Origin of the sequence: Leptothoe sp. PORK10 BA2, from assembly GCF_034932105.1 — a bacterium.
Lineage (GTDB): Bacteria > Cyanobacteriota > Cyanobacteriia > Phormidesmidales > Phormidesmidaceae > Leptothoe.
On sequence record NZ_JAYGIG010000011.1, the window covers coordinates 1 to 15,797 of the forward strand.

Sequence of the window (15,797 nt, forward strand, 5' to 3'; positions counted from 1 at the left end):
TCACTGAGTTTGATGCGACCCTTGGGCTTGCTCAAGGAGGTTACCAATTCCTATATTTGGATTACGCTAGCTGATAATCTCTGTAACCTGGGAAAACTCTCTAATTTTTTAAGCCTGAGTAGTTACACCCAATGGTAAAATTCATCGCCTCGGTCGAGAGTTTTTAGAGACGTTGAGGGAGGTGGAAGCAGATCTCCTTGGTGATGAGTTGCTGATAGAAGACGATACTGCATCCTCCTCTGTGTTGAGTTTTGCGGAGGCAACACTGCAGGCAGCCCAAGTTGACTATACCAATGACAGTGGTGACCATATTTTCTTTTACGGTCCTGCCAAAACTTTTCAACATATTCCCTTTTGGTATCTTTTGGATGAGCAGCTTTGGAAGACACAGTTAGATAGCGGTCGTTTCTTTGAAAATAAGATTGTTCTAGTTGGTTCTACGGCTGCTCTACACCAAGATTTTCACGCAGCACCGTTCTCAGAAGGCTTGTTGTATCCCACCAAGATGGCTGGCGTGGAGATTTTAGCGAATACTGTTGCAACATTGCGAAGTGACTTAGCACTCTATTCTTTGTCCCAAAGACCATGGCTTAGTGCGTTGATAGTGACGGGTTGGCTGGGGGGGATGGCGGTTGTGATTACCCAAGTCTCATCGCGAAAACCTCTTCGCCGCTTGGCTTTTGCAGTTTTAGGTGCTTTGGGTTGGGGGATAGTTGGATTTGTTATTTTTGTAGCAGGGGGTGTCATTATCCCTTTTACAGTGCCTATTTTGAGTGTCTTAGGATTTGCTGTCGCAGACTTTTCCATTGGGTTCTTTGGCGATCAGCTACGGAAAAAAACATTGCGTAATACATTGGCGCGCTATGTGACATCCCCCATCGTGCAGGAGATTATTAGTCAACAGGATGACTTTAAAGATTTGCTAGCTGTCCATGAGAGTGAAATGATTGGCACGGTCCTGAGTGATCGCTATCAAATTAGTAAAATCCTTGGATCCGGAGGCTTTGGTGATACCTATCTAGCGCAAGATACCCAGCGCCCAGGTAATCCGATCTGTGTGGTTAAACAGCTGAAAATTGTTAGTGACAATCCTAGGGCCCACCAGTTGGCCCAGCGTTTATTTGCCTCAGAGGCGTCTACCCTAGAACGATTGGGAGAGCACGATCAAATACCGCGTTTACTCGCTTATTTTGAGGCAAACTACTCCTTTTATCTGGTGCAAGAAATGATTGAAGGAACGTTACTTAAGGACCTGCTGGATCCTCAACAACCGATGTCACAACGCGCAGCAGCTCAATTCTTGCTAGATCTGTTACCTGTGATTGAGACAGTCCATGCCCAAGGTGTTATTCATCGAGATATCAAACCTTCTAATATCATCTCACGTAAAATAGATGGCCGCTATGTTCTGATCGATTTTGGTGCTGTCAAACAGATTTCCAATCGGTTGACGGATACGAATGCTCGGATCACCTCCACGGTGGGCATTGGGACCCAGGGGTATATGCCTAGTGAACAATCTGCTGGATTACCTAACTTTAGTAGTGATTTGTATGCCCTTGGTGTCACGGTTATCGAGGCCCTGACCGGTCTGCCTCCCCATGTGATGAAACGAGACTCCCATGGGGAAATCGTATGGACTGATAAAGTGCCGGATTTGCACCCTGGCTTTGCTAAGATTATCGAGAAAATGGTGCGTTACGATTTTAACCAACGCTATGGGACGGCAAAGGCGGTACTTGAGGACTTACGGCAATTGAAGCTAGATGGTTTATCTGAAGATTCGCTGATAAAGGATATGCCTATAGCTGAGATGCTTAACGATGAAGACGCTAAACTCTCGACCATGCTTCTACCAACGGACTGGGGTAAGAGTTATAAACTACCTAATGAAACCACTGCTATCGATAACGATGATAATAGTGATGAGTAGAGTACGAGTTGAAGTAAGAATTATATCAAGTCAGAATAGTTGCCCACACTAAAAAATGTATCGCAAGTAGCTGAGTACCCTGCAAAGCATGAAGTGTGCATATCTTTATATTGTAGATGTTTAATCCAACGTGAGATTAGACTATGGCCGACTTTTTGGGCAACCCAAAAAGTCGGCCAGCTTTTAGCACTCGAGTATTAGAGCTGTAGATTGGTTTCGGTACCTTGTTCGGTTTGAGTAGGTAAGTCTGGCACTTGTAAAACTTCAGGGTCATTAGTTCCTGCAGACCGCCAATCAAATGCGTCCTCAGAGACTGTCTCACGAACAGGCGTCTGCTCGGCTTCTGGGATGATTGGTTGCTGCTCTGGTACAACCGTGACTTCTGGTACAGTTGTGACTTCTGGCGCTGGTGCCACATTAGGTTCTGCGGACTGCCAATTAAATGTGTCCTCAGGGACTGCCTCACGAACAGGTGTCTGATCGGCTTCTGGGATGATTGGCGGCTGCTCTGGCACAATTGTGACTACTGGCGTTGGTGGCACAGCTGTTACGGGTGTTGTCGTTGGAGTCACTGCAACACTTTCTCCAGGTATAGTCGTTTCAGGAACTGTTGCTATAGGGGTAACAGGTTGCTGAACTACTGTATCGTCAGTTATTTGAGGTGTGACGGGTTGCACAGCAACGGAAGTTGTTGGTGTAGAAGTAGTTACCACGCTACTAGGGGTTGATATGACGCCAGTTGTTGAACCTGCTTCCGATGATGTAGCTACCTCACCCAATCCGTGAAAAGAGGCAGCTGGTGAAGATTCAAATCCGGGGAACCCAGCGAAAACACCATTGGAGGCTGTATCTAGCTCAGCGCTGTCTAGATTTATCGCAGTGGCGACAGGGGCAATAAAATCTGGGTTTTCGACAATCTCTTCCGCTGAACCTTGACTGTCAAAATCACCCTGTAGCTCTAAAGCATCTTGAATCTCTTGCCACACTTCTTGTAGGTCTTCAGATAGCTCTGCTGGGGGGGTCGCGCTGTCAAGGCCTAAGCCTTCTGCAAGACCTGCGGTTTGATAAAATGTGCTTAGATCAAATTCAAGCCGCTGCGAAATGTTCCCATCTTCAATCACAACCATTTCTCCGGCATAGAGCAGCTGTTGCTGTGAACCACTCTCGTTGTAGGCCACCATGGCCCCGGCTGGATTATTGGTTAAAGCGCCGACAAAAGTTACTGGTGAAGCGCAGTGTCCTTCGGATGTTAACTCTGCCAAACACTGAACTCGAACAAATAGAGCCGATCCTTGAATCCCGGTGACGGCATTGGGGGTTTGTATGGTAGTACGTCCGCGACCAGGGGGAATTAATAGTAAAACAGTCCCGTTCGAAAGCTGAAAGTTTCGAGTGTTTGGCGTGAAGCGAAAGGTAGCTTGTTCTCCAACTCGAGCTAATGAACCATCATTAAAGCGGAGCTCTGCCCTAGCGGATGCAGCTGTGCGGAGGGCATCTCCAATTCTCATCACATCGGCAACCCTTGCCAGCCTGGCATTGCTGCCAGTAGGAATCAGGTGAACTCGATTGCGTAGGCTTTCAACTTTGGCTGATGTCAGGGTCGTTTGGGCCGAAGCTTTTACTGGGTTACCCAATATCAAGGCGGTCCCTAATAAAAGTGAACACCAGATGGCAGAAACTTTTTGCATAGCTAAGGATGAGGGCTCATCGGCAGAATTACTGGAGGATGCACCTGGAGCGCGTATTTTACTTTGCTCCATTAGTAATACTACCCAACTTCCTAGTAACATGGCCACAGTTTATTTACAATTTCTTTAAAATGTTGCCTAGATCTTGTAATTTACTCAGTTTTTATCCTGATATTTCAGTATTTTTAACTGTTTGGGAAGGATATTCTTGGTATTTTGACCTAGGGTAGCCAGGGGGTTGATGCTTCTGAACTATAGTTACAACAGTTGTAACTGCGGTTACAACTGCAGTTACAACTGCTATGCGTTGAGCTGTGTGTTTATAGGTACTGTGCTTGTTTGTTGATCAATAAACTTATACATCTTTGGCATGGTGCCCTTCTTGTGGATCGGTCCATTTTCTCAATCGCCAACTGCAATGGGCCGTTACTAGCAATATGGAACATCAATCATGGGTCTGTTTTCTAGGCCACGAAAGAGCATTCGATGCTTAGCTATGTGTCTGGGTATTTGGGGAGTGCTGGATTATAGTGCACTTGCCCAGGATGCTGTATTACATCAGCCAAGTTCTGGTGAAGGTCTGAACTCTGTGGAGCTGGTTGTTCTGCTGCGTGATGCTGATGGAGGTCAGAATTCTGCCGTTATTTCATCTGGGTCAAAACTGGCGAAGCAGCCCCTGGGGAGCTGTCAATGCAAGCAGCAGAATCCTGAGAAGCAAAAGCCTGCTGGTGGCCCCTTGATATTGGTCAATGGTCATGATATCAGACCCCGTTCAGCGGAGGAGGATGTTGAACAGGATGGAGAACTGGAACAGACAGATGAGTTAGATCAGCATCCGCCGCAGACTGGTGAGGCTGAGGGGTCGATTGATGATGAGTTGGGGATTTTGCGGGTTAGATCGCACCCCTTGGGTATTGACAGCGAACTGGGCTTACTGCGTATTCGCCCCACTGACGAGGTTCCGTTGGACGTAGAACCAGAGGCAACCCGACAAGCCAGTGTCTTTTTAACCGGGCGGGCTAATGTGTACGGTGGCGGTAATTTATTTCGTACACCGAACCCCATTGATGACCGCATTTATCAAGCTGGAGTGGGTGTTTTTGCCTTCCCTAGCCTCTCCGAGGATACCAGGCTGGTGCTGAGTGCTGAAACCAACCTGGCACGATATGAAGATTTGTCGGTGGTTGACTATAACGAGCTACAGTTTCAAGCTGGCATTCGTCAGCGGTTAGGGCAGCGCAGTTACGGACAAATTAATTGGCGTTATCAAGACCTTAGTACTCCCGGTAGCGATTCCTTTTTTACGGCAAATTACGTTGAGCTATTGCTAAGTCGGCGTGATATTCTCAACAACCGTACTTGGTTGGATACCTACTACCAAGCTCGTGTGAGTAGTAGCGATCCGAAAGAGTTTAGCCGTTTTAGTCAGATTGCTACTAGTTCCTTGAATTATGGGTTTGATCCTCAAACCCGGGTTAGTTTGCTGTATCAGCTATTTCTGGATGATTACACAGAGATTGTGAGGTTCGATACCTATCATCAAATACTGGTCCAGGCCAGCCATGACCTGTCCAGTACTACCCGCATTAGTCTGTTTACTGGGGTTAGATTTGGTAGTTCCTCCCTATCTGCCATCAATTTTGATGACACAATTTATGGGGCCAGTATCAATGTCAACTGGCCATTGTTTTAGCCAGACGTTCCTTTAGCAAGGTGCCTTTAGCGCGGATGTTCGGGGGGGTGTTTAGAGGGATGCTGCTGACAGGTGGGGCCTAACCGAAACAGCTAGCTGCTGTAGCATTGTTTTAGTTGTTTCAAAATCAACGCAGGCATCTGTAATGCTCTGGCCATATACCAGGTCGTCTAAATTCTCTGGAATGGGCTGATTCCCAGCTTTAATGTGGCTTTCAATCATGACGCCAAGAATATTACGGGTGCCTAGCTGTAGCTGTTCTGCTACATGGCTGAGCACTACGGACTGTTGCTGGTATTGTTTGTTGGCGTTGGCATGGCTACAATCTACCATCAGTCTAGGATTGAGACCGGCTTTGACAAGCTGAGCTACAGCCTGTTCGACGCTGCGTACATCGTAGTTAGGTCCATTTTTGCCGCCGCGTAGGACTAGGTGGCCGTCAGGATTGCCGGTGGTGGCGACAATGCTGGCTAGCCCACTGTGGTTAATGCCGAGGAAATGATGGGAACGGCTGGCCGCTACCATGGCGTTGGTTGCAGCCTGGAGACTGCCGTCGGTGTTGTTTTTAAAGCCGATGGGCATAGATAGCCCAGAGGCCATTTCTCGATGGGTTTGACTTTCGGTGGTGCGGGCTCCGATGGCTGTCCAGGCGATCACGTCGGCAATGTATTGGGGCGTAATGGGATCCAGTAGCTCCGTGGCGGCGGGTAGACCCATTTCGGCTAGGTCAATTAAGAGCTGACGCGCTAACCGCAGTCCTTGATTGATGTCATAACTACCATCCAGGTGAGGATCGTTGATTAATCCTTTCCAGCCAATGTTGGTGCGGGGTTTTTCGAAGTAGACCCGCATGACGATTTCTAGCTGATCGGACAGGGATTCCCTGAGTTTGACTAGGCGTTGGCCGTAGTCATGGGCGGCGCCCACATCGTGCACAGAGCAAGGCCCCACAATCACCAATAGGCGGCGATCTTCGTTGTAAAGAATATTGCGGATGCGATCGCGAGTTTTAGCCACCAGTTCTGCGGATGACTGGGGCAGGGGCAGTTCCGCATGGATCATGGCGGGACTGATCAATGGCCGGGTTTCAACCACATGTAAATCTTGCGTTTGATGCATAGCAGAAGGAGAAGCGCGACGGAAAGCTACTAAAACAGCTAGCTACATGGAGATAGCCCAGCATTAGCTGTGGTTGTAAATGTTGTATCCATTGTGACAGGTCGTGAACGCAACGAGTGTATCCTCAAGGATTGATTAATCGCTGGGAAAATGTATCCCAGCTAATGTGCCGTTCCAAGTAATGGGGGCAATTGGGTTGATAGGGACTGGCCAATCGGTCGATCGTTACGATCGTCGCATCGTCAGGGAGAACCGGTACGTCTGGATCCGTGGCTGTTGGCCGGACCAGGGAACTAGAAAATCCTTTGAAAATAAGAATTTCATCCGCTTCACCCTCGACTTCGATCGAGACTAACAAGACCTCCTGGGGATGCTGTAACGTATATTGCTCCAGCTGTTTCTCAATCGAGATTGCCATGGCCGAAAGCTAACCTTACTGGTTGAGAGCGGACCGTCCCTGACGTCCCAGTTTGACAAATACAAAATAGGCCAGGGTAATCACATAAGCCACCAAGGCCAAAATTGCCCAGAAGCCAAGGAATCCTGGGGTAAACCCAGCATGAAATGATTGCCTAAATAATGCTGGAGCCTCCAGCCATACCTGACAACTTTCGCCCGCAAAGGCTGTTTTGGAGAATGCGCAGCGCAAAAAAGGCAACTGAAAGAGGACCCCTAAACCGCAATAGAACGTCATGCCCCAGCGCCATGCAGTAAAGGCAAGTTTCCGTAAAGAAAAGGGCTGCTCCCGAATTTCTTCATTTAAATCGGCCCAAAACCATAGGGACAGGGGCATCAGCACCCGAGCTATGGTAGCGGTTAAAAAGCTAAAGGGCAGTCCTGCAATCATTAGGTATACGGTAATGGCCAGCAAACTGGAAACCTTCCAGTAAATGACGATAAGCTGCTGGATGGCCTCAGCTCGCGCCACCAATGCCCAAACCAAAAGGATCAACGGGAATAGCACCGTGAATAGGACGGCCAGACGATAGTCTGTCCAAACCAATGCTTGTAACACAGAAGAACTCGGCATGAATAAGGGGATGACGCGCCATTAAAACGCTCTCTAGATTAACATCGCAGGGCCGCACATCGGCATGCCCTATTTGCCCACCTGTCTGTATCCACGATTAAGGCCAAGCCCTACAGAAATAAGGGACTTGGCCTTAAGGTACCCAACTTTAAATGATATCTACTGATATCTTCAGCCCATGGATTTTAAGCACATGGAGCTTGAACTATCCATGTCGTTAGTCTTCGTAGATCCGACACTCATCTGCTTCAGGGTTTTCATCGCAGTAAGTTTCAAAGTTAGTCTTGGGCTTCTCAGCTTCACGCTGATGAGATGCTTCAGCCTGCAATTCCTCTACAGCATCCCAAGCTGCTGCACAATTTTCAGACCCGGTACCTTCAGTGCTGCAAATCTCGCGGGCTGCTTTCAGCTCTTCGGAAATTTTTTCTTGAATATCGTTCATGATCTTATGGCCTACCTTGGCTTGCAACGAACTATTTGCTTTGAAATTACGCTTTCCGCTAATGTCCAGTGGCCTGTTTAGAGTTTTCCACCAGCAGCCTAGCGTTAGGAGTAGTTTACATTTCCATGTTAGCTGTGGTTATTTGAAACCCGTTGTATCTAAAGAAGCATTTTGTAATTGGGGGAATGTGTCTATCCTCAAGGTATGCTTAAACCCATGATTTTCGGTGGGGCTGCTGGGTTGAAAACCTTTTGACCAAAGGCATTGGCTTCACATTTGCCGAGCCTGAGGAACTGCAAGTAGGCAGTTTGGATCGGGAGAAATCGTCACTCTGGTCCCCATGCTGTAAGCCCCCATTGGCTTAATGTCAGGATGCCGGGGGCTAGACTAGACTAGTAGCCTAATTTATTTTCAGAGTATTGAGTTTGCCACCATTGCCACCAAACGCTATGAAATGGGCCAGTGCCGTCTCTACCAATCCTTCACTAGAGCTAGCACTGCGAGAAGTGGTTGAACAGGGATTGGGCCAACTGGGAGCAGCCCCTAACTTGGCAATTATTTTTATCTCTTCGGCCTTTGCGAGCGAATATTCCCGCGTACTGCCTTTGCTTAAAGGTCCCCTGGAGGGAGCCCATATTATCGGCTGTAGTGGGAGTGGGGTAATTGGTAGAACCCAGGCAGGCCATTTGGTAGAAGTTGAAGAAACCGCTGGTATCAGCTTGACGGTTGCCCATTTGCCCGATGTCACCATCCAGGGCTTTCACCTATCCATCGATGAGCTGCCCGATCTGGATAGTCCCCCCAGTGAGTGGACTGAAATTATTCAGGTATCCCCGGAGGACAAGCCCCAATTTCTATTGATGGCTGATCCCTTTGCTTCGGGCATGAACGATCTATTGCAAGGGTTAGATTTTGCCTATCCAGACTCTGTCAAGTTGGGTGGTTTGGCCGGCATTGAAAGCATTAACCGCAGCTGTGGATTATTTTGTGGTCAGCAGCTTTACCGCCAGGGTGTGATTGGTGTGGCCCTGTCTGGCAACATTGTGATTGACCCCATTGTGGCCCAGGGCTGTCGTCCTATTGGTCCTACGTTTCGAGTTGTTGAGGGGGATCGGAATGTAGTCACTCAAGTGGCTGCTCAATTTTCCCAAGCAGAATCCGATGCGCAGACACCCCTGGAGGCTCTGCAGGAGCTTTTTCAGGACTTGGACGAGGCGGATCGACAGCTGGCTCAGGAGTCGTTGTTTATTGGCTTGGCCCAGAGCAATTTTAAGCAGTCCCTAGGGCAGGGGGATTTTTTGATTCGTAATTTGGTGGGGGTGGATCCCAAGCTGGGGGCGATTGCGATCGCAGATCGAATTCGTCCCGGTCAACGAATTCAATTTCATCTACGGGATGCCCACACGGCAAAGGACGAGCTAGCGTTGCTCTTAAGCGATTATCGGCTAAGTCGCCAAGGACAGGCGGCTCCTTCAGGAGCCCTGCTGTTTGCTTGTAATGGTCGGGGCACCAGTCTATTTGATGCCCCTAATTGCGACACTGAGCAGTTTAGTCAACACCTGGGGCCAGTACCCTTGGGGGGATTCTTTTGTAATGGTGAAATTGGTCCGGTGGGTAAAACGACGTTTTTGCACGGTTTTACCTCGGTCTTTGGGATTTGTCGTGGGGTTCTATAACTAGATCTTGCTAGGTTTTGCCCAGGGGGGCGTTGGGCTAGATTCTAGGGCTGAAAAAGTAGACCCTGGGGTTTGCTCAGGGTGTATTTTTGTACTTGTTGAGGCTAATTCTAACAATGCACCTTCAGGCAGCGATTTGATATATTGCCAAGCCTCTCGCAACTGTTGGCGACCGCTAACAGTAGTGAGTTGCATCAGGCCACTGATAAGCGCGATGGAAATGGCGAAAATCACGACCCTATGCACTGTAGGTGAAGATAATGTCCTCCAGACTCGCTTTGGCGGCGTCGGCACCTGTAGAGATGGTTGAGGTTGGACCGGTGCGGTCCGAATCGCTTGGCGCAGCATGAGCAATCGCCGATACATTTGCAGGGTATGGGGCTCATCCATCAGCCACTGGGCCACCTGCTGTCGTTCTGCAGCAGTTACTTCATCATCCAGATAGGCACTGAGTAGTTCAAAACGTTCCTCTTCGTCATAGGTTTCGAGGTGTTCAGTCCTTTGCTCAGGGGTCTCTCCAGCCGGGAGCTGATTGCCGTCAGACTGCTCTGACGATATGTCAAAGGGCTCAACTTTGCCAGAGGAGCTGCTTTTATCAAAGGAAGCATGATCAAAGGACATAACGTTTGTGGACCTTAATCTACCAGTAACCTTGCCCCTCAAATCGGCTGCTCTAAGATGCCTGCTCGATTGTCCGTTAGTCTTCTTCTGGTGACTAGAGACTAACTGGGGAACTGATTGATTACTTCTATCAAGAAGTAACTCAAGCAGTACGCTTTTGATCCGAGACGTTGGGCTGAGCAAAAAGTATCCGGAGAGCCAAGACTTTTTGCTTGTAATGCCCATCAGATGTCATTAAGAATAAAGCCAACGCTCACCATCTTGCTCGTAATGCCCATCAGATGTCATTAGGAATAGAGCCAACGCTCACCATCTTCCCGGCGCATAAAGCAATCACTATACTGGATGAATCAATCTTGGAGTTGGAGTTTTCGCACTGTGATGCCCTAGAGATGTCAAGTTTGTGCCAGTTTATACAAGATAGATACGAAAACTTGACGAACCTCCCCGATAGAACACATAAACATCGAAGGGGGTAAGGGTATACTAAGTTCTAGCCGTTTGCTTATCCAATCATGCAGCACTTGGCCAAGGTTTGCCATACCACCTCTGAGGGCGCTATAGTCTTACAATTTCTGGCGCGTCAGCTCGAAGATTATCTCTGGGAACTGTCCATTGGAGATCAGGAAACCGTTTGTAAATTGCCCGTCACCCTGAATGAGGGAACCCTGGTTTTAGTAGAGTTAGACGCATCTAATCGGGTCGTTGACCTTCAAGAAGCAACGGATTGGGTTTTAGATTTAGTGTCTCAATTTCTAACCCAAGGGGTGACACCACAGTTTTTCCATCAAGAAGTTGAACGGGCTGAGCAGTGGCGTCAGTCCCTGACGTTGCAAAGCCAAGAAATTCGTCGTCGCGCTTTAGAAACGGCAGCTCGACGAGATGAAATTCAAGCCTTAGAGAAGAAATTGAGGCTAGATCAGGAAGATCTTGAACCTAGACGGGATGAAATTCAAGCCTTAGAGGAGAAATTGAGGCTAGAGCAGGAAGAGCTTAAAGCTCGACGAGATGAAATTCAAGCCTTAGAGGAGAAATTGAGGCTAGAGCAGGAAGAGCTTGAAGCTCGACGAGATGAAATTTAAGCCTTAGAGAAGAAATTGAGGCTAGGGCAGGAAGAGCTTGAAAAGCAAAATCAAATCAAGTCTCCCTAGCTCTGTCCAGTAAATCTTGCCAGGCCGTTCCCTAGGCGGTCTTTTGGGCGGATAGTAAGGGCGTATTGTTGGCTATTTGAGCATTGCCAGGGGCTGGCATGAAAATAGTGCGCAATAGCCTGGCTGCCGCCCGCTGGGCTAAGTTACGGGCTACACGCTGCCCCATTTTTCGAGTCTCAGGCTTAGCGAGTACCTGGGGGACCAGACTCACTATTTTTCCTCCGTCCATGCCCTTGGTTTCCCCCAGGAGGCTGACAATGCGGCTGATGTGTTCCCATTCGTTGGTTTGGTTGGCGATGGGGGCTTGAGTTGTGGATGCTTGGCTGACAGCGGTTTGTAATCGCTGCACTAGTCCATGGCCCAACTGGTCAAGGCTCTTTGCTAGCTCATCGGCGATGCGATCGCGAATGTAGTCCCCCCGCTCTGAGAAGAGGTAGTTAATAGTTTGCTCTAGGACATTGGCCAGGTCATAGTCTTGGCTGGAGCGAGCATTGCGCAGCAAATTTTCTAACCGATTCCAACGGAAATCCCCATCCTTAAACAGCAGCTCTTGGAGCGATTGGCGCAGTTCAGGCGATGGATCGGTCAGCAGGCGCTTGGCCACGTAGGGATAGGCCTTACTGAGTACTTTGAAGTCCGGGTCAACGCTAATGGCAATGCCATCGAGGGTGACGAGGGAACGAATAATCAGCGCGTAATAGGCCGGTACCCGAAATGGATATTCGTACATCAGGGCCGAAAATTCATCGGTAATGCTTTTCAGGTTGAGTTCAGCCACTGAGGCCCCTAGGGCATTGTTAAACACCTTGGCCAGAGCCGGGATAATGGGCTCAAGGTTGGTTTCAGGAGTCAGGAATTCTAGCTTGATATAGTCGTTGGCCAAACCCTCAAAATCGCGGTTCACCATGTGCACGATGGCTTCGATCAGACCGTAGCGCTGATAGCTTTCTACGTCACACATCATGCCGAAGTCTAGATAGGCCAGCTTGCCATCATCGGTGACGAGTAAATTGCCCGGATGGGGGTCAGCGTGGAAAAATCCGTGCTCCAATAGCTGCCTGAGGGAGCACTGCACGCCAATTTCTACCACCTCAGTTGCTTTGAGGCCCTTGGCCTCCAACAGGGCCGGTTCGGTTAGCTTCGTACCATTGATCCACTCCATGGTGAGTACCCGGCGGGCGGTCAGCTCGGTGTAGATTTTTGGCACAATGATATTGGGGATGTATCCGTAAAGGGACTCAAACCGTTGGGCATTTTCCCCTTCGTGGTTATAGTCCATCTCTTCAAAGATGCGGGTGCCAAATTCATCCATGATGCTGACCAGGTCACTGCGCACCACCCTGAGGTTATTGCACGCCCACTGGGCCAACCGTCTTAATAGATAGATGTCGCGGGTGATTTGTATGGTGAGTCCTGGCCGCTGCACCTTAATGGCCACGTCCTCACCCGTTTTCAGTTTGCCTTTGTACACTTGGCCCAGGGATGCTGCCGCTACGGGGTCTGGGGAAATTTCTGCATAGATATGGTCGGGAGTTTGCCCCAAATCTTCCTGGATTAGCCGAAAGGCAATTTCGTTGGGAAACGGTGGGATTTGGTCCTGTAGCTTAATCAGCTCTGCCATAAAGGCCGGGGGCACCAAATCTGGCCGGGTGGATAAGGCCTGGCCTATTTTGATGTAGGCGGGACCCAGCTTGGTTAATACCTGCCGTAGCTGAACAGCGCGCTTAACTTCATTTTTTGCTTGGCGGCCGGTTTGACGATCCCACAACAGTCCTAGGCCAAAACCCAGGAAAGTCCACACCAGCTCCACTAGGCGCAGGAAAATTTGTAGGGAGCGAGAGCGATAGTAGTGTGCGATCGCAGCTGGATCGTAGGTCAATAGCTCCTCCAAAGACTTGGCTGGAGATACCGACCCGTTATTCAAGCTGGAGAACGCTGGTGCAGCAGACATGGGTTATATCCTTTTAGGTATAAGGCGCTTCAATAAAGTCAACTGGTAGGATTTTGGGACCTTAGGGGGATTGAAAGTCATCCAGCTAATGCTTTAACTAGGCCTTCGTTAAGTTATCTTAATTATTGTAACAAACTGTCCCTGCTATCCCCATCAACTATTGCTAATTGACAGGATAGTGCTTTCCTTGGATCGGTGTCAGTCGCAGAAACCGAAGTCCTTAGGGCCTAACCCTGAAAAGATTTGGCCGAATTGCACCAGCCCGACAGTGCACTTAATTTTCACAGTAAAAAATCCACAGTAAGATTGATTAGCTCGCTGTTCGAGCCGTACATTTATTTGGCTGTCCCACGCTGTGCTCTGGTTTAGTCACATCTGTCTGCAACCTGTTGTGCCCCGGAGGCAATGGCCATGCTAACCTCCCTGAAAATCGACAATTTCACCCTGATTGATCAGCTAGAGCTTTCGCTCCAGCCCGGTCTTAATGTTCTCACCGGAGAAACAGGGGCCGGAAAATCCATTATCCTCGATGCCATTGATACGGTTTTAGGCGGGAAAGCCACTGGACGATTAGTGCGGACAGGGGAAACAAAAGCCCTCATCGAAGCCACGTTTCAGACCCCTCCCAACGTGACCGAGTGGCTCAATACCAACGACATACCCTTGGCTGATGGTGGACTACGCTGTAGTCGGGAACTGACCACCGGTCGAGGTAGTGTCCGTAGTCGCAGCCGTCTCAATGACGTCATTGTTAAAAAGAATCAGCTAGAAGAGCTACGTTGTCTATTGGTGGAAATTACTGCCCAGGGGCAAACCGTGCAGTTAGGGTCCCTAGATGTCCAGCGCGATTGGCTCGATGGGTTTGGCGGCAGTCAGCAGCAGCGTCAAATAGTCGGTCAGGCCTATGACGCTGCTGCTGCTGCTCAGCAGGCGTTAGAACGTCGCCGCCGAGCCGAGCAACAGCGCCAGCAGCAGCTTGATTTATTTGACTACCATGCCCAGGATTTAAGCAGCGCCAACCTGCAAGACCCTGACGAGTTAGATCGCTTAAAGCAGGAACATCAGCGTCTTAGCCACAGCGTTGAACTCCAAAAACAAAGCTACGATGCCTACCAAATTCTTTATGAAAGTGATGGTAGCTTTGATAGCTGTTCTGACTTACTCGGACGGGTGGAGCAACTGCTCAGCTCCATGCAACGATTTGACGAGCAGGTGACACCGATGCTTGATTTGGTCAGCGATGCCCTGGCCCAAGTAGAAGAAGCGGGACGCCAAATTAATACCTATGGGGAAAATTTAGAAACGGACCCAGCCCGTCTAGCTGAGGTGGAGGCCCGGATGAGCTACCTGAAACAGCTGTGTCGAAAATATGGTCGCGACTTACCTGAGCTAATTGAGTACTATCAGGAAATACAGGTGGCCTTAGATGCCCTCAACGGTGATGGACAGTCCATTGAAGCGTTAGAAGCGGCCTATGAACAAGCCCAAGCCACGCTGGATGATGAATGTGCCAAGCTGACAAAACTTCGAAAAAAAGCCGCCAAACGATTAGAGTCACAACTGGTGGAGGAACTCAAGCCCTTAGCCATGGAACGGGTCAAGTTTAAGGCCGACCTCCGACCGATGCCGCCCCAAGCCCATGGGGGGGATATGATCGAGTTTCTCTTTAGTCCTAACCCTGGTGAGCCCCTACAGCCCCTGACAGAAATAGCATCCGGTGGAGAAATGAGCCGGTTCCTACTGGCTTTTAAGGCCTGTTTCACTAAGGTAGACCCCATTGGGACCCTAATATTTGATGAAATTGACGTGGGTGTTTCAGGGCGTGTAGCCCAAACTATTGCCGAAAAGCTTTATCAGCTTAGTCAGCATCGTCAGGTACTCTGTGTAACCCATCAACCCCTAGTGGCTGCCATGGCAGATGCTCATTTTCATGTCGATAAGCAAGTGGTCTTTAACGGTAAAAAAAAGGGTGATGAGCGTACCGTGGTGAGAGTTACAGATCTCGATGCCGCTGCGCGTCGCGAAGAACTGGCCCAGTTAGCCGGTGGTCGCTCCCACCAAGAAGGTATTGCCTTTGCGGAATCACTCCTTGCCCAAGCGGCCACAATTCGTCAAGACTATTGACTCGTAGACCATTGAACCCGTTGGATAGGCTACTGTTGGTGACTGTTTTTGTGACTGTTATAGTTGAGATCTGGGGACTGACAGACTTTGTAAGCGTTAACTAAATTGGGTATTTTGAATAAAACTTACATTTAGACCACACTAGAAGCAGGCATGGGCCTAGTGCTGCAGTGCAGGGGTATTGTGCAGATCACTAGGATCATTTTTGGGATTGTTTTTGGCACAAGTTCCTAACTGTTTCTTGTGTATCAGTCTGCTGAATACATTCTCAGAAGACTGCATAGCTATTGCTATTTAAAGGTTTTCAACGATCACGGCTGTGCCGAACCATATGCACAAAGTTATATTTCAGCACTATTGCTAAATTAT

At 49.0% G+C, this 15,797-nt stretch carries 12 protein-coding genes; 5 read left to right on the forward strand and 7 right to left on the reverse strand.

The window, feature by feature from the left end:
• Nucleotides 1-241: 241 nt before the first annotated feature.
• A complete protein-coding gene (locus VB741_RS04900) occupies nt 242-1,933 on the forward strand; it encodes a protein kinase domain-containing protein (protein WP_323364096.1) in 1,692 nt (563 codons plus the stop codon).
• Nucleotides 1,934-2,130: 197 nt separating this feature from the next.
• Here the strand turns inward: VB741_RS04900 and VB741_RS04905 are convergent, their stop codons facing one another.
• Nucleotides 2,131-3,621, reverse strand: coding sequence for a FecR family protein (locus tag VB741_RS04905; RefSeq protein WP_323364026.1), 1,491 nt, complete (start codon nt 3,619-3,621; stop codon nt 2,131-2,133).
• A 496-nt stretch (nt 3,622-4,117) separates the two neighbouring features.
• Here VB741_RS04905 and VB741_RS04910 point away from each other — a divergent pair, with 496 nt between their 5' ends.
• Nucleotides 4,118-5,314 carry a hypothetical protein gene (locus VB741_RS04910; RefSeq protein ID WP_323364027.1) on the forward strand — a complete coding sequence of 399 codons (1,197 nt, stop codon included), beginning with the start codon at nt 4,118-4,120 and terminating at the stop codon, nt 5,312-5,314.
• Nucleotides 5,315-5,365: 51 nt separating this feature from the next.
• Here the strand turns inward: VB741_RS04910 and VB741_RS04915 are convergent, their stop codons facing one another.
• The 4 genes from VB741_RS04915 to VB741_RS04930 all read right to left on the reverse strand — a co-directional run bounded on the left by VB741_RS04915 (nt 5,366) and on the right by VB741_RS04930 (nt 7,905).
• Nucleotides 5,366-6,433: a 3-deoxy-7-phosphoheptulonate synthase gene (locus VB741_RS04915; RefSeq protein WP_323364028.1), complete on the reverse strand. Its 1,068-nt coding sequence runs from the start codon at nt 6,431-6,433 to the stop codon at nt 5,366-5,368.
• Between the two features lie 124 nt (nt 6,434-6,557).
• The gene (locus tag VB741_RS04920) at nt 6,558-6,851 is read right to left on the reverse strand and encodes a DUF7734 family protein (protein ID WP_323364029.1); all 294 of its coding nucleotides are present in this window, start codon (nt 6,849-6,851) and stop codon (nt 6,558-6,560) included.
• A 15-nt stretch (nt 6,852-6,866) separates the two neighbouring features.
• Nucleotides 6,867-7,463: a DUF3177 family protein gene (locus VB741_RS04925; protein WP_323364030.1), complete on the reverse strand. Its 597-nt coding sequence runs from the start codon at nt 7,461-7,463 to the stop codon at nt 6,867-6,869.
• A gap of 217 nt (nt 7,464-7,680) precedes the next feature.
• Nucleotides 7,681-7,905 carry a Calvin cycle protein CP12 gene (locus tag VB741_RS04930; protein WP_323364031.1) on the reverse strand — a complete coding sequence of 75 codons (225 nt, stop codon included), beginning with the start codon at nt 7,903-7,905 and terminating at the stop codon, nt 7,681-7,683.
• Nucleotides 7,906-8,354: 449 nt separating this feature from the next.
• Between VB741_RS04930 and VB741_RS04935 the strand changes: the two genes are divergently transcribed.
• Complete coding sequence (locus tag VB741_RS04935; RefSeq protein ID WP_323364032.1) at nt 8,355-9,581, forward strand: FIST signal transduction protein; 1,227 nt, start codon at nt 8,355-8,357, stop codon at nt 9,579-9,581.
• Here VB741_RS04935 and VB741_RS04940 read toward each other — a convergent pair whose 3' ends face one another.
• Nucleotides 9,582-10,202 (reverse strand): anti-sigma factor family protein, encoded by a 621-nt coding sequence (locus VB741_RS04940; protein ID WP_323364033.1) that lies wholly within the window; start codon nt 10,200-10,202, stop codon nt 9,582-9,584.
• 515 nt (nt 10,203-10,717) lie between these two features.
• Between VB741_RS04940 and VB741_RS04945 the strand changes: the two genes are divergently transcribed.
• Nucleotides 10,718-11,284 (forward strand): hypothetical protein, encoded by a 567-nt coding sequence (locus tag VB741_RS04945; RefSeq protein ID WP_323364034.1) that lies wholly within the window; start codon nt 10,718-10,720, stop codon nt 11,282-11,284.
• 100 nt (nt 11,285-11,384) lie between these two features.
• Here the strand turns inward: VB741_RS04945 and VB741_RS04950 are convergent, their stop codons facing one another.
• Nucleotides 11,385-13,304, reverse strand: coding sequence for an ABC1 kinase family protein (locus tag VB741_RS04950; RefSeq protein ID WP_323364035.1), 1,920 nt, complete (start codon nt 13,302-13,304; stop codon nt 11,385-11,387).
• Between the two features lie 411 nt (nt 13,305-13,715).
• Here VB741_RS04950 and recN point away from each other — a divergent pair, with 411 nt between their 5' ends.
• Nucleotides 13,716-15,428: a DNA repair protein RecN gene (gene recN / locus VB741_RS04955; RefSeq protein WP_323364036.1), complete on the forward strand. Its 1,713-nt coding sequence runs from the start codon at nt 13,716-13,718 to the stop codon at nt 15,426-15,428.
• Nucleotides 15,429-15,797: the final 369 nt, after the last annotated feature.

What these genes read in the sequence shown, in the direction of transcription:
- VB741_RS04915 (WP_323364028.1), bottom strand. Translation starts at nt 6,433, where the DNA reads ATGCATCAAACGCAAGATTTACATGTGGTTGAAACCCGGCCATTGATC.
- recN (WP_323364036.1), top strand. Translation starts at nt 13,716, where the DNA reads ATGCTAACCTCCCTGAAAATCGACAATTTCACCCTGATTGATCAGCTA.
- VB741_RS04930 (WP_323364031.1), bottom strand. Translation starts at nt 7,905, where the DNA reads ATGAACGATATTCAAGAAAAAATTTCCGAAGAGCTGAAAGCAGCCCGC.
- VB741_RS04905 (WP_323364026.1), bottom strand. Translation starts at nt 3,621, where the DNA reads ATGCAAAAAGTTTCTGCCATCTGGTGTTCACTTTTATTAGGGACCGCC.
- VB741_RS04925 (WP_323364030.1), bottom strand. Translation starts at nt 7,463, where the DNA reads ATGCCGAGTTCTTCTGTGTTACAAGCATTGGTTTGGACAGACTATCGT.
- VB741_RS04920 (WP_323364029.1), bottom strand. Translation starts at nt 6,851, where the DNA reads ATGGCAATCTCGATTGAGAAACAGCTGGAGCAATATACGTTACAGCAT.
- VB741_RS04935 (WP_323364032.1), top strand. Translation starts at nt 8,355, where the DNA reads ATGAAATGGGCCAGTGCCGTCTCTACCAATCCTTCACTAGAGCTAGCA.
- VB741_RS04945 (WP_323364034.1), top strand. Translation starts at nt 10,718, where the DNA reads ATGCAGCACTTGGCCAAGGTTTGCCATACCACCTCTGAGGGCGCTATA.
- VB741_RS04940 (WP_323364033.1), bottom strand. Translation starts at nt 10,202, where the DNA reads ATGTCCTTTGATCATGCTTCCTTTGATAAAAGCAGCTCCTCTGGCAAA.
- VB741_RS04910 (WP_323364027.1), top strand. Translation starts at nt 4,118, where the DNA reads ATGTGTCTGGGTATTTGGGGAGTGCTGGATTATAGTGCACTTGCCCAG.
- VB741_RS04950 (WP_323364035.1), bottom strand. Translation starts at nt 13,304, where the DNA reads ATGTCTGCTGCACCAGCGTTCTCCAGCTTGAATAACGGGTCGGTATCT.